General features: G+C 65.0%; 19 protein-coding genes and 1 other RNA gene. 12 read left to right on the top strand and 8 right to left on the bottom strand.

The window, feature by feature from the left end; translation table 11 throughout:
* Positions 1 to 358: 358 nt before the first annotated feature.
* On the bottom strand, positions 359 to 862 hold the full coding sequence (locus ACMHYJ_RS15945) for an Lrp/AsnC family transcriptional regulator (RefSeq protein WP_414247160.1): 504 nt from the start codon (positions 860 to 862) through the stop codon (positions 359 to 361).
* 250 nt (positions 863 to 1112) lie between these two features.
* Here ACMHYJ_RS15945 and ACMHYJ_RS15950 point away from each other — a divergent pair, with 250 nt between their 5' ends.
* Entirely contained in the window at positions 1113 to 2075 is a 963-nt protein-coding gene (locus ACMHYJ_RS15950; RefSeq protein WP_414247161.1) for a nucleoside recognition domain-containing protein, read from the top strand.
* Between the two features lie 37 nt (positions 2076 to 2112).
* On the opposite strand, the gene msrA is transcribed toward ACMHYJ_RS15950, so the two are convergent.
* On the bottom strand, positions 2113 to 2640 hold the full coding sequence (gene msrA / locus ACMHYJ_RS15955; RefSeq protein WP_414247162.1) for a peptide-methionine (S)-S-oxide reductase MsrA: 528 nt from the start codon (positions 2638 to 2640) through the stop codon (positions 2113 to 2115).
* Between the two features lie 156 nt (positions 2641 to 2796).
* Here msrA and lgt point away from each other — a divergent pair, with 156 nt between their 5' ends.
* Complete coding sequence (lgt, locus tag ACMHYJ_RS15960) at positions 2797 to 3591, top strand: prolipoprotein diacylglyceryl transferase (protein WP_414247163.1); 795 nt, start codon at positions 2797 to 2799, stop codon at positions 3589 to 3591.
* Here the strand turns inward: lgt and ACMHYJ_RS15965 are convergent.
* From ACMHYJ_RS15965 to ACMHYJ_RS15985, 5 genes are all read right to left on the bottom strand, one after another.
* The gene (locus tag ACMHYJ_RS15965) at positions 3515 to 4336 is read right to left on the bottom strand and encodes an SIMPL domain-containing protein (protein WP_414247164.1); all 822 of its coding nucleotides are present in this window, start codon (positions 4334 to 4336) and stop codon (positions 3515 to 3517) included. The genes lgt and ACMHYJ_RS15965 overlap by 77 nt on opposite strands.
* A 167-nt stretch (positions 4337 to 4503) precedes the next feature.
* A non-coding RNA gene (gene ssrS, locus ACMHYJ_RS15970) (6S RNA) lies at positions 4504 to 4683 on the bottom strand.
* 7 nt (positions 4684 to 4690) lie between these two features.
* Positions 4691 to 4993, bottom strand: coding sequence for a cell division protein ZapA (locus tag ACMHYJ_RS15975; protein ID WP_414247165.1), 303 nt, complete (start codon positions 4991 to 4993; stop codon positions 4691 to 4693).
* A gap of 3 nt (positions 4994 to 4996) precedes the next feature.
* Positions 4997 to 5398 carry a hypothetical protein gene (locus tag ACMHYJ_RS15980; protein WP_414247166.1) on the bottom strand — a complete coding sequence of 134 codons (402 nt, stop codon included), beginning with the start codon at positions 5396 to 5398 and terminating at the stop codon, positions 4997 to 4999.
* Positions 5399 to 5413: 15 nt separating this feature from the next.
* Positions 5414 to 5992: an RNA pyrophosphohydrolase gene (locus tag ACMHYJ_RS15985; RefSeq protein WP_414247167.1), complete on the bottom strand. Its 579-nt coding sequence runs from the start codon at positions 5990 to 5992 to the stop codon at positions 5414 to 5416.
* Between the two features lie 68 nt (positions 5993 to 6060).
* Here ACMHYJ_RS15985 and ACMHYJ_RS15990 point away from each other — a divergent pair, with 68 nt between their 5' ends.
* The 10 genes from ACMHYJ_RS15990 to ACMHYJ_RS16035 all read left to right on the top strand — a co-directional run bounded on the left by ACMHYJ_RS15990 (position 6061) and on the right by ACMHYJ_RS16035 (position 14940).
* Entirely contained in the window at positions 6061 to 7794 is a 1734-nt protein-coding gene (locus ACMHYJ_RS15990; protein WP_414247168.1) for a proline--tRNA ligase, read from the top strand.
* Positions 7795 to 7968: 174 nt separating this feature from the next.
* Positions 7969 to 8394: a tol-pal system-associated acyl-CoA thioesterase gene (ybgC, locus tag ACMHYJ_RS15995; RefSeq protein ID WP_414247169.1), complete on the top strand. Its 426-nt coding sequence runs from the start codon at positions 7969 to 7971 to the stop codon at positions 8392 to 8394.
* A 2-nt stretch (positions 8395 to 8396) separates the two neighbouring features.
* Positions 8397 to 9071, top strand: a complete 675-nt coding sequence (tolQ, locus tag ACMHYJ_RS16000; protein WP_414247170.1) for a protein TolQ — start codon at positions 8397 to 8399, stop codon at positions 9069 to 9071.
* 1 nt (position 9072) lies between these two features.
* A complete protein-coding gene (tolR, locus tag ACMHYJ_RS16005) occupies positions 9073 to 9507 on the top strand; it encodes a protein TolR (RefSeq protein ID WP_414247171.1) in 435 nt (144 codons plus the stop codon).
* 30 nt (positions 9508 to 9537) lie between these two features.
* A complete protein-coding gene (tolA, locus tag ACMHYJ_RS16010) occupies positions 9538 to 10860 on the top strand; it encodes a cell envelope integrity protein TolA (protein ID WP_414247173.1) in 1323 nt (440 codons plus the stop codon).
* A gap of 4 nt (positions 10861 to 10864) precedes the next feature.
* Complete coding sequence (gene tolB / locus ACMHYJ_RS16015; RefSeq protein ID WP_414247174.1) at positions 10865 to 12172, top strand: Tol-Pal system beta propeller repeat protein TolB; 1308 nt, start codon at positions 10865 to 10867, stop codon at positions 12170 to 12172.
* 37 nt (positions 12173 to 12209) lie between these two features.
* Positions 12210 to 12704: a peptidoglycan-associated lipoprotein Pal gene (pal, locus tag ACMHYJ_RS16020; protein WP_414247176.1), complete on the top strand. Its 495-nt coding sequence runs from the start codon at positions 12210 to 12212 to the stop codon at positions 12702 to 12704.
* Between the two features lie 81 nt (positions 12705 to 12785).
* Positions 12786 to 13463 carry a tol-pal system protein YbgF gene (gene ybgF, locus ACMHYJ_RS16025; protein WP_414247177.1) on the top strand — a complete coding sequence of 226 codons (678 nt, stop codon included), beginning with the start codon at positions 12786 to 12788 and terminating at the stop codon, positions 13461 to 13463.
* Positions 13463 to 14293, top strand: coding sequence for an alpha/beta fold hydrolase (locus tag ACMHYJ_RS16030; protein WP_414247178.1), 831 nt, complete (start codon positions 13463 to 13465; stop codon positions 14291 to 14293). Before ybgF ends, ACMHYJ_RS16030 begins: the two co-directional genes overlap by 1 nt.
* Positions 14294 to 14475: 182 nt before the next feature.
* Positions 14476 to 14940, top strand: coding sequence for a PaaI family thioesterase (locus ACMHYJ_RS16035; RefSeq protein WP_414247179.1), 465 nt, complete (start codon positions 14476 to 14478; stop codon positions 14938 to 14940).
* Here the strand turns inward: ACMHYJ_RS16035 and ACMHYJ_RS16040 are convergent.
* Positions 14937 to 16022 carry a BMP family ABC transporter substrate-binding protein gene (locus ACMHYJ_RS16040; protein WP_414247180.1) on the bottom strand — a complete coding sequence of 362 codons (1086 nt, stop codon included), beginning with the start codon at positions 16020 to 16022 and terminating at the stop codon, positions 14937 to 14939. The genes ACMHYJ_RS16035 and ACMHYJ_RS16040 overlap by 4 nt on opposite strands.
* Positions 16023 to 16024 lie beyond the last annotated feature (2 nt).

Consider the following 16024-nt stretch of genomic DNA (forward strand, 5'->3'; position numbering starts at 1 on the left):
TGATCTTCTGGTTTTGCCGGATCGCCACCGGCAAGCTGCCGGCAACATCTGCCAAACCCCCGTGAAACCAGGAAAAACCCCCTGAGCATCACGACCCGCTGCGGATTGAAAAGCATTGCTGCATATTCCCATCCAAGCCCGCCATTAAAACAGAATTAAGTTTCAATGTCAAGCCGTACTGCCATTGACCGAGGCCAACACTTCGTCGCCGGCGTGTCGCGGGAGTCGGGCCGTGGCCTGCAAACCCCCGCCAACTGAGCCGGGCACCGCACCGATGACTCGGTGATACCAGGGTTAACCCTGGGTGCCTGACGGCGAAGAGGTCGAACTATAGCACGGTTTTTTCAATGCGCGCAAATCAGGATGACGCCCCCTGCCCCGGCTGCACGGGCAGCTCGGTGGTTTCCTTGATCGACAACAGGGCGAAGCTGCTGCGGATATCCACCACGGCGGGATGGCGCATCAAGGTCTCCATGGCGAAATGCGAAAACGCGGCCAGGTCGCTGACCTGAATCCGCAGCAGGTAATCCATGTCGCCCGACATCGCATAGCACTGGATGACTTCGGGCCAGTCTTGCACTGCTTGCGCAAAGCCGGAGATGGCCTCGTGCCCGGCTCGGGATGACTTGTCCAGACGCACCGAGATATAGGCCAGCAGCCCCAGGCCCAGGCGAACCGGGTCGGCCAGGGCGACATAGCGGCGGATATAGCCCAGGTCTTCCAGGCGCTTGACGCGCCGCAGGCAAGGGCTGGGGGACAAGCCCACCTGCGCGGCGAGTTCTTGGTTGCTGATGCGGCCGTCGTGCTGCAGCAACGTCAGCAGGCGGCAATCGATCTCGTCCAGATCCGCCGCGAGGATCATGACGACTTCCGGGTATTATCCGACATGGATGCGACAGGGGTGTATGTCATCTGAGGCTTGGGCACAGGATTCCAGGGGCATCAGAATAGGCGAAGCACCCCCGCATTGGCAATGGGTATCCTCCCCGGCGCCCGATGCCTGGCGCTTCTCGCCGCGCCAGGGCGTAGCAACCGCGCCAGGGCGCAACAGCCGCGGCGTGCGGTGACGCCCCGCTTTGATGGACGATAACGCCCTCCTTTGATAGACGAAGATGCTTGCTTACCTGAACACCATCCGCCAGCGCAGCACGCGCATGTTTCTGACGATTGCCCGCATCATGGTGCCCGTCATGGTGATCGTCTATGTGGCCGACCGTCTGGGCCTGGTCCGGCTGGCGGGCGAAGCCCTGGCGCCCGCCATGGCTGTGCTGGGTCTGCCGCCGCAGGCGGGGATCATCTGGGTGACCACCATCATCACCAATATCTACGGGGGCATGGCCTCGATGGCGGCGCTGTCCGACGGGCTGGACATGAACGTGGCCCAGATCAGCGCCCTGGGGGCCATGATGCTGTTCGCCCACAACATCCCCACGGAACAGGCCGTGGTGCGCCGGGCCGGGGCCAGCGCCTTGGTCACCGGCAGCCTGCGCATCGGGGCGGGGATACTCTATGGCGCGGCGGTCACCTGGACGTGCCATGCCCTGGGCTGGCTGCAAGACCCGGTGTCGTTCGCCTGGATGCGCCAGGATTCGGGTCTGACCCAGGGGCCGCCCGATGTGCTGACCTGGCTGTGGTCCACAGGGGAATCCCTGCTGCTGGTGCTGGCGATCATCGTCGTGCTGGTGGTGCTGCTGGATTTACTGGAACGGCTGGGGGTGACCCGCCTGGTGACCCGGCTGCTGACGCCGGTGCTCCGGCTTTCGGGGCTGGAAGAACGCGCAGCCCCGCTGACCACGGTGGGCGTGCTGCTGGGTCTGGCCTACGGCGGTGCGCTGATCATCGAAGCCGCCGAACGCGACAATTTCAGCCCGCGCACACGGCTGCTGGCGCTGTCGTGGCTGTCGCTGTGCCACGCCCTGATCGAAGACACCCTGCTGATCCTGGCCCTGGGGGCCGACATCTGGATCATCCTGGTGCTGCGCAGCCTGGTGACGCTGGGCATACTGGCTGGCATGGCGGCGCTGACGCAGCCCCACACCCGCTGGGGCAAGCGCCTGGCGGCGCGGGAAACCTGAACAGGGTCAGTCCGGCTGCGCGTCAAGTCCGGCCGCGTCAGTCCAGCCGCAACAGGCGGGCGTAGCGCTGGCGGAACTTGGCCATCTTGGGGCTGATGACCAGGCGGCAATAGCCTTGGTCGGGATTGCGCCGGTAGTAGTCCTGGTGGTCGGCTTCGGCGGGCCAGAAGACGCCCGCCGCCTGAATCCGGGTGCAAATGGGCGCATCGAAATAGGTCTGGGCCTGCGCCAGGGTGTCCTGCGCCACCTGGTGCTGGCGGCTGTCCTGGTAAAAAATCACCGACGCATACTGCGGCCCAACATCGTTGCCCTGCCGATCCGGGGTGGTGGGATCGTGGATGCCGAAAAACACATCCAGCAGGGTGCGATACGACAACTGGCCGGGATCGAACAGCACCTGAACAACTTCGACGTGCCCGGTATCCCCGGCGCACACCTGCCGATAGCTGGGCGACGGCGTTTCGCCGCCGCAATAGCCGGGCTGAACGTCCCGCACCCCGGCCAGGGCGCGGAACACGGGCTCCAGACACCAAAAACAACCCCCGCCCAAAATGGCGCATTCCATACTGGTTTCCTGCATTGCGCAAGCCTTTGTCCAAACAAGACACGAACCGGCCGCGGCAACCGCCACGCCCGTTTTACGCCGGACGCGCTCGACAACCGCTGATCGGCCCAACGAATACACTATTATCCCGGATTGTTCTCGTTTGCGGTGCATGCCATGCCTTTTCCTCAGATTGACCCGATTGCCCTGCAGATTGGCCCGCTGGCCATACACTGGTATGGGCTGATGTACTTGGCGGGCTTCGCCCTGGCCTGGCTGCTGGGACGCTGGCGCATCCAGCACTACCCGGGCGACATCACCCTGCGCGATCTGGAAGACATCATCTTCTACGGCGTACTGGGGGTGGTGCTGGGCGGGCGCCTGGGCTATGCGCTGTTTTACAAACTGGGCGATTACCTCGCCCACCCGGCCTCGATCCTGTACGTCTGGCAAGGCGGCATGTCGTTTCACGGCGGCCTGCTGGGCGTCAGCATCGCCATGCTGTGGTTCGCCCGCAAGCGCGGCCTGCCGCTGCTGGCCGTCGGCGATTTCATCGCCCCGCTGATCCCCCTGGGCCTGGCGGCGGGGCGGCTGGGCAATTTCATCAACGGAGAACTGTGGGGACGGCCCACCGACCTGCCCTGGGCCATGGTGTTCCCGGGCAGCCAGGACGGCCTGGCGCGCCACCCGTCGCAACTGTACGAAATGGGCCTGGAAGGCTTCGCGCTGTTTGCCCTGCTCTGGTGGTTTGCCCGCAAGCCCCGGCCCATGGGGCAAACCAGCGCGGTTTTTCTGATGGCCTACGGCGTGCTCAGGTTCCTGGTGGAATTCACCCGCGAACCCGATGATTTCCTGGGGCTGCTGGCGGGGGGGCTGTCGATGGGCCAGTTGCTGTCTATTCCGATGGTGCTGATTGGCCTGGGGCTGTTTGTATGGGCAGCAAGACAATCACCCCCTGCACCGACACCGTAATGGTTTCCTGGCCGGCTTCCAGGGGGGCGGCCACCTTGTCGGCGGCCATCGCGCTCATCATCATGCGCGGCGCCGGCGCATACGGGACAGCCCCCGAGCCCCCCAGATCCAGGGAATACAGACGGTAGCCCGGGAATTCCAGCGCATCGGTCAGGGCCTGGGCGCGCTGCCGAAAAGCCTGCACGGCTTGTTCCAGCAGCTTTTGTTCTTCCGCCGCCTGGCGATCCGGGGAGACAGAAAAGGCCAGGCCGTCGATCGCCAGGTGCGGGGACATCTGCGCGGCCAGCTGCGACGCGGCATCGAACTGCCGGGACGTCAGGATGATTTCCGCCCGCCCGCGCCATTCGGCGATTTTGCCGTCGCGCCCCACGGACGGCCACACGCGATAGGCGCCGCTGCGCGCCTGGATGCCGTCGTGGCCCTTGGCCAGTTTCATGGCGGCGTCCAAGCGGGTGTTGAGCTGGTCGGAGACCTGCTGCTGCGTGGCGGCGGAAAGTTCTGCCGCCAGCGTAATCCGCACCGTATCTTGCTGGATTTCGGTGCTGGCCTGAGCCGACAGCGTGGCCCGGGGATACGGGTCGGGGTCGGTCGCGGCCTGGGCGACCGGGGCCAGCGCCAGCCAGGCGCCCAGCACCAGGCCGCTCCCCACAAAGGCGCGCCAGCGGGCAGCGACCCGATCCGGCCCGCGCGCCGCGCGTTGGAAAAGAGCCGGGCGGCCCGGAGAGATGGTCTTGAAACGTGTCATAGTGGCCCTTTTGCTTTGATAAAAAAAATGCCCGCCGCGATGCCACGGCAGGCCGGGTGCTTCATCGGGAGGGCTGGGCAGTCGCTGACCCCGCCCAGCAGGCGCGAAACGGCGCGCTGCCCGGCTGCGAAAACCCAGTGCGCAGCCAAAACAGGCGCGCTGAGAATAAATGCCCCGCCTGTGCCGTCTAGGCCGGCATCCCGGAACCGGAGTTCACGGTGGTCGCCATCAGTCAGGTTTCGGGCTATCCAGTGAAGGTAGCACACCCGCCCGCCAATCCGGCAACCGATGCCAATTAGCATTGGTTCAAGGAATGTATGGCCAGGTCTCGAACACGGCAGGGACTTAAAACGGTTAATCGGTATTGGTGAGAATTTTATCCAGCATTTGGTTCATGTCGTCGATTTTACCCCTGAAATCGCCGACCGCGATATCACTGAGCGGACCATCGGGCGCGCGCAGGGTAAGCAGTTCGTTGGCGATCTGGATGGCGGCCATGACCGCGATGCGTTCGTTGCTGGCAACCTTGCCCGTGCCCTTGATAGCCAGCATGCGCTGATCGACCTGACGCACGGCGGCCAGCAGGGCGGGTTTTTCGGCGGCGGGGCAGGCCAGCGAATAGTCGCGCCCCAGAATTGATACGTCTACGCGTTCCATCGTTCAGGCCTCCGCGCCGGGCAGGCGTTCAAGGATGAGTTCGATCTGCTGCTGCGCCCCGGAGGCGGCCGTGCGCAGACGGTCGCAGTCCGCCTGCGACGCCTGCAGGCTGTGCTGCAGGGATTGCGCATGGGCGCGCTGTTCGTGCAGCTGGATTTCCAGGGTGCCACGCGCCTGGGCGGATTCTTTTTGCGCGGCCTGGAGTTCGAGGTCGTGGCGCGCCAGCCTTTCGGACATGCGCGCGAATTCGTCGCGCTCGGCGGCCTGCTGGGTTTGCAGGGCCTGGCAGCGCTGCTGGAGCTGCTGGATTTGGGCCATCAAGTCGGCGCGTTCGGCCTGCAGGCCCTGTGCCAGCTGAACCGCCCGCTGGACGCGCAGCGACAGGGCGTCGAGATCTTCGAGCATGCAAAGTATCCTGTGTTAGGTGGTGGACGGATTGCGGGACGACCTCGCCGAGGCGGGCGACTGGCCCGACGGCGCGGGTGAGCGGTGTCCCCGGTGGCGCAGATAACGGTTTTCCCGGCCCCGGCGGAACAGCAGGCCGGAGAGCTCGTTGAGCGCCAGGGTGTAGACTTCGCGTTTGAATTCGATCACGGCATCCAGCGGCACCCAATAGGCGTTCCAGCGCCAGGCGTCGAATTCGGGCGTTTCGCTGGCGCGCAACGACACATCGCTATCGCGGCCGACCATGCGCAGCAGGAACCAGATTTGCTTCTGGCCTTTGTAGTGGCCGCGGAGTTCTCGGCGCACGTAGTGGTCTGGCACGGTATAACGCAGCCAGTCTCGGGTACGCCCCAGGATGCGGACATGCTCGGCCTGCAGGCCGGTTTCCTCGTGAAGTTCGCGGTACATCGCCTGCACGGGGGTTTCGCCGTGCTTGATGCCGCCCTGCGGAAACTGCCACGCGTGTTCGCGGATGCGTTTACCCCAGAAAACCTCGTTTTTCTGGTTCACGAGAATGATGCCGACATTGGGACGGTAGCCTTCTCGGTCCAACATGGGGGCCACCTCGGTTGTGAATTCAATACAATGACCTTCGATTATACGTACCCTTCGGGATCCCTACCATGTACGCCTCCAAGTACCACCTGAACACCCTGAAAGAAGCCCCGGCCGAAGCCGAGGTCGTCAGCCACCAGTTGATGACCCGCGCCGGCATGATCCGCAAGATCGCGGGCGGTATTTACACCTACATGCCCATGGGGCTGAAGGTTCTGCGCAAGATCGAAACCATCGTGCGCGAAGAAATGAACCGCGCCGGCGCGATCGAACTGCTGATGCCGGTGGTTCAGCCCGCCGAGCTCTGGCAGGAAACCGGGCGCTGGGAGCAATACGGCGCCGAGCTGCTGCGCATCAAGGATCGCCACCAGCGCGACTTCGTGCTGCAACCCACCTCGGAAGAAGTCATCACCGACATCGCCCGCAACGAAATCCACAGCTGGCGCCAGCTGCCGGTCAATTTCTACCATATCCAGACCAAGTTCCGCGACGAGCGCCGGCCGCGCTTCGGCCTGATGCGCGGGCGCGAATTCACCATGAAGGACGCCTATTCCTTCGACCGCGACGAAGCCGGCGCCCTGGCCAGCTATGACCGGATGTACGATGCCTACCAGCGCATCTTCACCCGCCTGGGCCTGACTTTCCGGGCCGTGGCCGCCGATACGGGCTCGATCGGCGGATCGCGCAGCCACGAATTCCAGGTGATCGCCGACACCGGCGAAGACCTGATCGTCTACAACCCGGATTCGGATTACGCCGCCAACATCGAACTGGCCGACGCGCCCTGCCTGCTGGACGCCCGCGAACCGGCCCGCGAAGCCCTCGAAAAACGCGCCACACCCGACGCCCCGAAATGCGAAATCGTGGCCAGCCAGTTGGGGCTGCCGCTGTCGCGCACCATCAAATCCGTCGCCCTGGCCACCGACTCCGCCGATGGCCCCGCCCGCTTGTGGCTGCTGATGCTGCGCGGCGACCACGAAACCAACGACATCAAGGTCAGCAAGCTGCCCGGCCTGGAAAACGGCTATCGCCTGGCCACCGAAGCCGAAATCCAGGACGTGTTCGCCTGCACGCCCGGCTACCTGGGCCCGGTGGGGCTGGATCGCGGCAAAATCACGGTGGTGGCCGACCTGACCGTGGCCCACATGGGCGACTTTGTCTGCGGCGCCAACGAAGCGGGCTACCACCTGAGCGGCGTCAATTGGGGCCGCGACCTGCCCGAACCCGACCGGGTCGCCGACCTGCGCAACGTCGTGGCGGGCGACCCCGCCCCCCAGGGCGGCCGGCTGTCCATCCAGCGCGGCATCGAAGTCGGCCACGTGTTCTTCCTGGGCGACAAGTATTCCCGCGCCATGAATGCCACGTTTCTGGACACGGACGGCAAGCCCGCCGTCATGCAAATGGGTTGCTACGGCATCGGGGTCAGCCGGATCGCGGCGGCCGCCATCGAACAGAACCACGACGCGCGCGGCATGATCTGGCCCCGCGCCCTGGCCCCTTTTGAAGTCGTTCTGTGCCCCATCGGCTTCGGCAAAAGTGAAACCGTTCGCAACGCGGCCGAAAGCCTTTACCAGGCGTTGTCGGCCCAGGGGATCGACGTGATCCTGGACGACCGCGACAGCCGCCCCGGCGCCATGTTCGCCGATTGGGAACTGATCGGGGTGCCCTTGCGCGTGACCCTGGGCGATCGCGGCCTGAAGGAAGGCGTGGTCGAAATCCAGGCGCGCCGCGAAACGGAAGCTCACAAAATCAGCCCCGATCAGGCCGTGCCCTACATACTGGAAACCCTGAAAACCCTTTAAGGCATCAAGACATGACCAGGCAAGCGCCGCGCCGGCGGACACGGCCGGCGCCGGAGCAAACCGCAGTGACGGCCGGGCGGCCGCCAACCGCCGCCCGGACACCGGCCCGCCACGGGCCGGCGGGCGATCCATGCCCTGGAAACCAGCGGATATGTCACACAGGTTAACCAAAAAATGATCACCAAAACGCCCAATCCTTCCGGCGCACTGGCCATTCGCGTATATTACGAAGACACCGACACCGGCGGCGTCGTGTATTACGCCAATTACCTGAAATTCTTCGAGCGGGGCCGCACCGAATGGCTGCGCGCGCTCGGGGTCGATCAACGCGAACTTGCAGCTCAAGAACAAATGATGTTTGTGGTCAGACATGCGGACATTGCCTATCGGCAGGCGGCCCGCCTGGACGACGTGATTCATATCCACACCTCGATCTCGCGGCTGCGTGCCTCCACGCTGGATTTCCACCAGCAGGCATGGCGCGAAGATGAACTTTTGGCCGCCGCCACAGTCCAGATCTGCACGGTGCACGCCCGCACTTTCAAACCCATCCGTCTATCCCCCGCCTTGCGGGACCTTTTGAACAAGGCCATTCACTAACCATGGAAGCTTCTAGCGATTTGTCGCTGCTGTCCCTGATCGGCAATGCCAGCCTGCCCGTGCAGATCGTCATGCTGATTCTATTGGGGGCGTCCGTCCTGTCCTGGACTTACATCTTCAGCAAACGGGCCGCCCTGAAACGCGCCAACGAGCAAACCCGCCAATTCGAAGACGACTTCTGGGCGGGCGGCGACCTGACCGTGCTGCAACAGGCCGTTGCCAGCCGACGCGACGAACACGGCGCCCTGGCGCGCATCTTCGACGCCGGCATGACTGAATTCATCAAGGCCCGGCGTTCCTCCAGCCGGGGCGACACCATTCTGGACGCCCCGCGGCGGGCCATGAAGGCCGCCTTTCAGCGCGAGATGGACAGTGTCGAATCACACCTGAACTTCCTGGCGTCCACCGGCTCGGTCAGCCCCTACATCGGCCTGCTGGGCACGGTCTGGGGCATCATGCACGCCTTCATGGGCTTGTCCACCATGCAGCAGGCCACGCTGGCCGCCGTGGCCCCCGGCATCGCCGAAGCCCTGATCGCCACCGCCATCGGCCTGTTCGCCGCCATCCCCGCCGTGCTGGCGTACAACCGCTTCACCAACGAAATCGACCGCCTGTCGATCCGCTACGAAAGCTTCATCGAAGAATTCCTCAACATCCTGCAGCGCCAGGTGCATTGATATGACGTCTATCAGCAGCCGCCGCGCACGCCGCATGAAAAATGACATCAACGTCGTTCCCTACATCGACGTCATGCTGGTCTTGCTGGTGATCTTCATGGTCACCGCCCCCATGATCACCCCCGGCCAGATCGAACTGCCTTCGGTCGGCACAGCGTCCGAAGTGCCCGCCCAGCCCGTGGAAGTCCAGATCGACGCCCAGGGCGCCCTGGCCCTGCGCGTGCGCGAAGGCGGCGCGGCCTTCCAGCCGGTCGACAAGGCCAACCTGCTGGCCACCGTGCGCGCCGCCATCACCCCGAACACGCCGGTGGTGATTTCCGCCGATGGCAAAGTGCCCTACGAAACCGTCATGCAGGTCATGGATCAATTGCGCGACGGCGGGATTTCCAAGCTGGGTCTGCTGGTCAACCAGACCGCCACGGGAGCGCGTCAATGATCTTCTCCATGAAGGCGGCGTACTGATCCCATGACTTGGCTTGCTCGTTCCCGCAATAATCGGCCCGACCCGGATCGGCGCGATGATCGCATCGGGCTGCTGTGGTCCGCCCTGGCCCACGGCGCACTGATCCTGTTGATGATCTTCGGCTTTTCCTCGGCGCCCAACAGCGCCGGCCCGGTGCAGGTCGAGTTGTGGGCCCAGGGCAGCGTGGCCGAGGCCACATCACCCGAAGACGGCGCCGAAACCACGCCGCCGCCCGAACCAGACGAGGCGGCCGAAGAAGCGGCGCGGGCCGAAGCCGAGCGGGCCGAAGCCGAAGCCAAGGCGGTGGCGGAAGCCGAAGCGGCGCAGGCAGAAGCGGCCCGCCAAGAAGCAGCCCGTCAGGAAGCGGCGCAGGCCGAGGCGGCGCGCGAACAGGCGGCCGCCCAGGCTGAAGCGGCGCGCCAGGCGCAGTTGGCCGAAGCCCAGGCGCGGGCCGAGGCCGCCGCCAAGGCCCAAGCCGATGCCGAAATCGCCCTGGCCAAAGAACGCAAAGCCCGCGAAGAAGCCGAACGGCTGGCACAGGAACAGCTGAAGCGCGAACAAGCCCGCTTGGCCGCCGAGCAGGCCGCCAAAGAAAAAGCGGCGGCGGAGAAAGCCGCTGCGGAGAAGGCGGCGGTCGAGAAGGCTGCGGTCGAGAAGGCTGCTGCTGAAAAGGCTGCTGCTGACAAGGCTGCTGCTGACAAGGCCGCTGCTGAAAAAGCGGCGGCCGAAAAAGCGGCGGCGGAGAAGGCTGCTGCAGAAAAGGCCGCAGCCGAGAAAGCCGCCAAGGAAAAAGCGGCCGCAGAAAAAGCCGCTGCGGAGAAAGCCGCAGCCGATAAGGCCGCCAAAGACAAAGCAGCCAAGGAGGCCGCGGCCAAGGCCGCCGCCGAGAAGGCGGCCAAGGAAAAAGCCGCCAAGGAAGCCGCCGCCAAGCGCGAAGCCCTGAAGGCCGCCATGCGCGGGGCGGTCTCCGAAGCGGCCGGCATCCCCGACGGCAACGCCAACCGCAACCAGCAAGGCGGCGGCGGAGGCAACGACGGCTACGCGGCCAAGATTCGCGCCTGCGTGAAGCCGGGGGTCATCTACAACCCGCCCCCGCGCACCGGGAGCAACAACCCCACGGTGGAATTCCGCACGCGCCTGGGATCGGATGGCAAGGTTCAGGGCGCTACCCTGATCCGTTCTTCCGGCATCCCCCGGTTTGATGATGCGGTGCAAAAGGGCATCACGGCCTGCTCGCCCTTCCCCAAGCCCCCCAGCGGCAAATATCCGTCGTATATTGACGTCCAGTACAGCATGTATGAGCCTACAGATTCAGAAAGGAGATAGCCCCATGTTTCTTGCCACAGCCTCTGGCTTTCTCGAACGCCTCTGGCGGCGCGCGGCCGCCGCCAGCCTGGGCCTGGCCTTGGCGGCCTTTGCCGCCGGCGGCGCGCAGGCCCAGTTGCGCGTCGATATTTCCGGGGTGGGCGCCACCCAGTACCCGATCGCCATCGCCGATTTTTCCGGTGAGCCCAGCGGGACGTCCGTGCCGGAAGTCATTCGCGCGGATCTCACCCGATCCGGCCAGTTTCGCCTGATCAACACCGCCGGGGCCGATCTCGACCTGCAAAGCACGGTGGATTACGCCACCTGGCAGGCGCGGGGGGCCGACTACCTGGCCCTGGGGGGCATCACCAAAAACGGCGATCAGTATTCGGTCAGCTATCGGCTGTTGGACAACGTGCGCAAAGCCGAACTGGACAGCGCGGTCTTCAATGGCACCGAGGCCGAACTGCGCCGGATCGCACACCGCATCGCCGATCGCATCTACGAAAAAATCACCGGCATCCGGGGCGTGTTTTCCACGCGCATCGCCTATGTGTTGCAATCCAGCAACGGATATGAGTTACAAATTGCTGACGCGGATGGCCAGAATCCCCAGGTCATGCTGCGCTCCAAGCAGCCCATTATCTCGCCGGCCTGGTCCCCGGACGGCTCGAAACTGGCCTACGTCAGCTTCGAATCCGGCAAGTCGGTGATCTACGTCCAGACCCTGGCCACGGCGCAGCGCCAGCCGGTGTCCAACTACAAAGGCAACAACAGCGCCCCGGCCTGGTCGCCCAATGGCCAGCAATTGGCCATTGTGCTGTCTATGGACGGCATCTCGCAGATATACACCATCAGCGCGGATGGCGCGAACCTGCGCCGCATCATGCGCTCCCCGCTGATCGACACCGAACCCTACTACACGCCCGATGGGCAGTCCCTGGTCTTTACCAGCGACCGCGGCGGCAGCCCGCAGATATACGAAGTCCCGGTGGCCGGCGGCGAGGCCCGGCGCCTGACCTTCTCGGGGAGTTACAATATTTCACCCAGGGTATCGCCGGATGGACAACAACTGGTGTACGTTACCCGTAGAAATGGTGCTTTCAGGATCGCCAGCCTGGCTTTTGGCTCGGGCGCCGAACAACTCCTGACGGACGGGCCGGACGACCAGTCGCCCAGCTACGCGCCCAATGGCATGCAAGTGCTCTACAGTTCCATCCAGAATGGCCGTAGCGTGCTGGCAGTGACCTCCATTGACGGCCGCGTCCGCCAGACCCTGTCGATGCTCAACGGCAAAGTCCGCGAGCCGGCCTGGGGCCCATTCACTAATTGATTTTTTCCGTGTGACGCTTTTTTTTAAAGGATATTAAATGAGCTCGCGCATCACCAGGACCCTGACCATTGCCGCTTTTGCAGCCTCTTTGGCCGCTTGTAGCTCTGTGCCGCTAGACGAAAACGGCGCCGGCGGCGCCGGCTCGGATTCCGCATCCGCCGGGCAGATTATGGACCCCTTCAATCCGCAAAGCCCGCTGGCGCAGCAGCGCTCGGTCTACTTCGATTTCGACAGCTATTCCGTGCCGGAGCAATACCGCAGCGTGGTTGAAATGCATTCCAGCTACCTCAGCGGCCACCCCGGCCAGAACGTCCGCATCGAAGGCAACACCGACGCCCGCGGCAGCACCGAATATAATCTGGCTTTGGGCCAGCGCCGTTCGGACGCCGTGGCACGCATGATGCGCCTGCTGGGGGTCAACGCCAACCAAATGGAAGCCATCAGCTACGGCAAGGAACGTCCGAAGGCCTTGGGCAACACCGAAGCCGACTACGCCGAAAACCGCCGCGCCGACATCGACTACCAGCGCTGATCGCCAGTAGCCCATGCCAACGCCGTAGCGGTCTCGCTACGGCGTTTTTTCTGCCGATTTTCTGCACAGAAGGGATACGCTATGCACGCCGTGACACACCGCTTGACCATTTTATCGGCCACCCTGGCCCTGGCCCTGGGGGCCACCGCGGCCCACGCGTTTTCTGATGACGAGGCCCGCCGCGCCATCCTGGAACTGCGCGGGCAAATCCAGCAGATGAAAGACCAAAACCAGCAGGCGCGCCTGCAGCTGGCCGACCAAATGGACATGCTGCACCAGGAAATCGCCACCCTGCGGGGCCGCCTGGAAGAACTGGGCCGCCCCGGCCACCCGGCGGCCGCCAACGGCCCGGCCAACGCCCCGCAGCTGTCCGTCCAGACCGACGACCCGCAGCAGCAGGCGGTCTACCAGGCCGCCGCCGACCAATACCGCAATGGCCGCTACCCGGAAGCCGCCGCCAGTTTCGCGGCCTTCGTCGAAGCCTACCCCGACAGCGAACTGTCCACGGATGCCCAGTTCTACCTGGGCAGCAGCCAATACGCCTCGAAAAGCTTCAAGAACTCCATCCAATCCATGCAGGCACTGGTGCAGAAGCACCCCGACAGCGCCCGCGCCCCGGATGCCCTGCTGGTGGTGGCCGCCAACCAGATCGAGCTGAACGACCTGAAAGGCGCCAAGGCCACCCTGCAGCGCATCACCAAGGACTACCCCAGCAGCAACGCGGCGGAAACCGCCAAGAACCGCCTGAAATTGCTGTAATGTCCCGCGCTCCCGACCTTCCGCACCACATCCTGGCGCTGGCCGATTCGCAGCTGCACTACACCCAGTACGGCCACGGCGCGTCCGCCGTGCTGCTGATCCACGGGTCGCTGTGCGATTATCGCTACTGGCGCTGGCAGACGCCCGCCCTGGCCGAACGGCACCAGGTTCTGGCGCCCAGCCTGCGGGGCTGCTGGCCCGCCGCGCAGGCCCATCCGCAGCCCGGCTACAGCATCGACACCCACGCGCAAGACCTGGCGCACCTGGTGCGCGCCCTGGATCGGCACACCGGGGTGCATGTAGTGGGCCATTCACGCGGGGCCCAGGTGGCCCTGGCATTCGCCACCCTGGCGCCCGCGCTGTGCCGGTCGCTGACCCTGGCCGACCCGGGGTTCCGTTTCGACGACGAGCCGGAATCCCCGCCATTCTATGCCCAGACCATCGGCCAGCTGCAGGCGGGCGACATCGACCTCGCCTTGCAGGAATTCATTGATACGGTCAACGGGGCGGATACCTGGCGGCGCATGGTGCCGTGGTTCAAGGACATGAGCCGCGACAATGCCCTGACCCTGCTGTCGCAGGTGCGCGAAGCCAATACCCCCGTGCGGGCCCGGGACGCGGCGGCCCTGTCCTGCCCGCTGCTGCTGGTGGGCGGGGCCAACAGCCCCGCCAAATACGGCAGCCGCCAGGATCGCCTGCAGCAATTGGTGCCGGATGCCCGCCGGGTGCGCATCGCGCTGGCGGCGCACGGCATGAATCTGGCCAACCCCCGCGCATTCAACCAGGCGGTGCTGGACTTCATCGAGGACGCGGAAGCCGCCCACCAATAAGCCCGGGCGTCGCGCAAGCGATGGCCCGCAGGCCGCCGCGCCCGCGTAGCCCAGGGCGTCAGGCCGCGCCCGCGTCAACCGCGCGGGGCGGGGTCGGCCCCTGCGCGCCGAGGCCGATCCGATCCGGGAAAATAGCGCCGGAACGCTGGTGTACTATGGGCTTTTCCGCTTTTACACGCGCCATGTCCGATCCCACTGCCTTGGCGGCCGCCGCCGTCCCGGAAGCCACGCCGGCTTCCCACATCACCACCGAAGAATTCCGCGACCTGCTGACGCGGCTGCATCCTTTTGCCACCGTGCTGGGCATCGAGGTGCAGGACATCCGTCATGGACAGGCCGTGCTGCGCCTGCCCCCCAACCCCGCCAACCAGCGCCTGGGCGGCATCGTGGCAGGCCCCATGCTGATGGGGCTGGCCGACCTGGCCCTGTATGCCGCCGTGGTCAGCGCCACCGGCGTGCCCGAATCGGTCACCGCCAGCCTGACCATCAATTTTCTGCGCAGGGCCCCAGCGGGCGGCATCATCGCCCGGGCCAGCATCCTGAAAACCGGCCGCATGACGGCCGGCGAAGTCCTGCTCTTGCCCGAAAACGGCGGCGAACCCGTGGCCCAGGTGGTCAGCACCTGGTCGGTGCCGCGCAAGGCTTAGTTCTTGCTGAGTTTGCCCACCACGCCTTCGACGTAGTAATCCATGGCGTTCAGGCCAGCGTCGTCCAGGGCGCCTTCAGCCAGGATGACCTTGCCGTCGTTGGTCTTGACCGGGGCGGCAAACACATTCAACGAGCCATCAGCGATGGCGTCTTCCTGGGCTTGCAGCAGGGCTTTCAGCTGATCGTCCACGTCGGGCCCCAGGCCCTCGAAGGCCACCATGTCTTCCTTGAAGCCGCCCCAAACCTGGTCGGGCTGCCAGGTGCCGTCCAGCACAGCCTGGGCTTCACGGGTGAAGTAAGGCCCCCAGTGGTGGGTCACCGCGCCCAGCTGGGCCTTGGGGCCGAATTTTTGCATGTCGGAATGATAGGCCACGGCCCACTTGCCGCGTTCTTCAGCCGCCTGCACCGTGGCGGTGGAATCCGTGTGATGGGTGACGATATCCGCCCCCTGATCCAGCAAGGCCAGCGCGGCGTCGCGTTCCTTGCCCGGGTCGAACCAGCTGTTGACCATGATCACGCGCACCGTGGCATCGGGCTTGACGCTGCGCAGCCCCCGGGTAAAGGCATTGATCCCCTGCAGGACTTCGGGGATGGGATACGCCCCCACATAGCCGACCACGCCGGTTTCGGTCTTGTGCCCCGCCAGCACGCCGGCCACATAGCGAGACTGATAGAAGCGGGCATTGGTGGTGGCCACGTTGGGCGCGGTCTTGTACCCCGTGGAGTGCACGAACTTGACGTCCGGGAACTGGCGCGCCACCTTGATGGTGGGATTCATGTAGCCAAAGGACGTGGTGAAGATCAGCTTGTTGCCCTGTTGGGCCAGGTCGCGGATGACGCGCTCGGCATCTGCCCCTTCGGGCACGTCCTCGACGATTTGCGTCTGAACCTTGTCGCCCAGCTGCTGCATCATGTATTGGCGGCCCAGTTCCTGCTGCCAGGTCCAGCCGGCTTCGCCGATGGGGCTGACGTAGACAAAGCCGATTTTCAGGGGTTCGTCGGCCAGGGCCGGGCCGGCGGCCCACAGGCAGGCGGCCGCCGTGGCGGCCCCCAGGGTTTTGCGGATCAGATGCGTTTTCATGT

It is taken from the genome of Castellaniella hirudinis (assembly GCF_047468865.1).
Taxonomy (GTDB): domain Bacteria; phylum Pseudomonadota; class Gammaproteobacteria; order Burkholderiales; family Burkholderiaceae_B; genus Castellaniella; species Castellaniella hirudinis_A.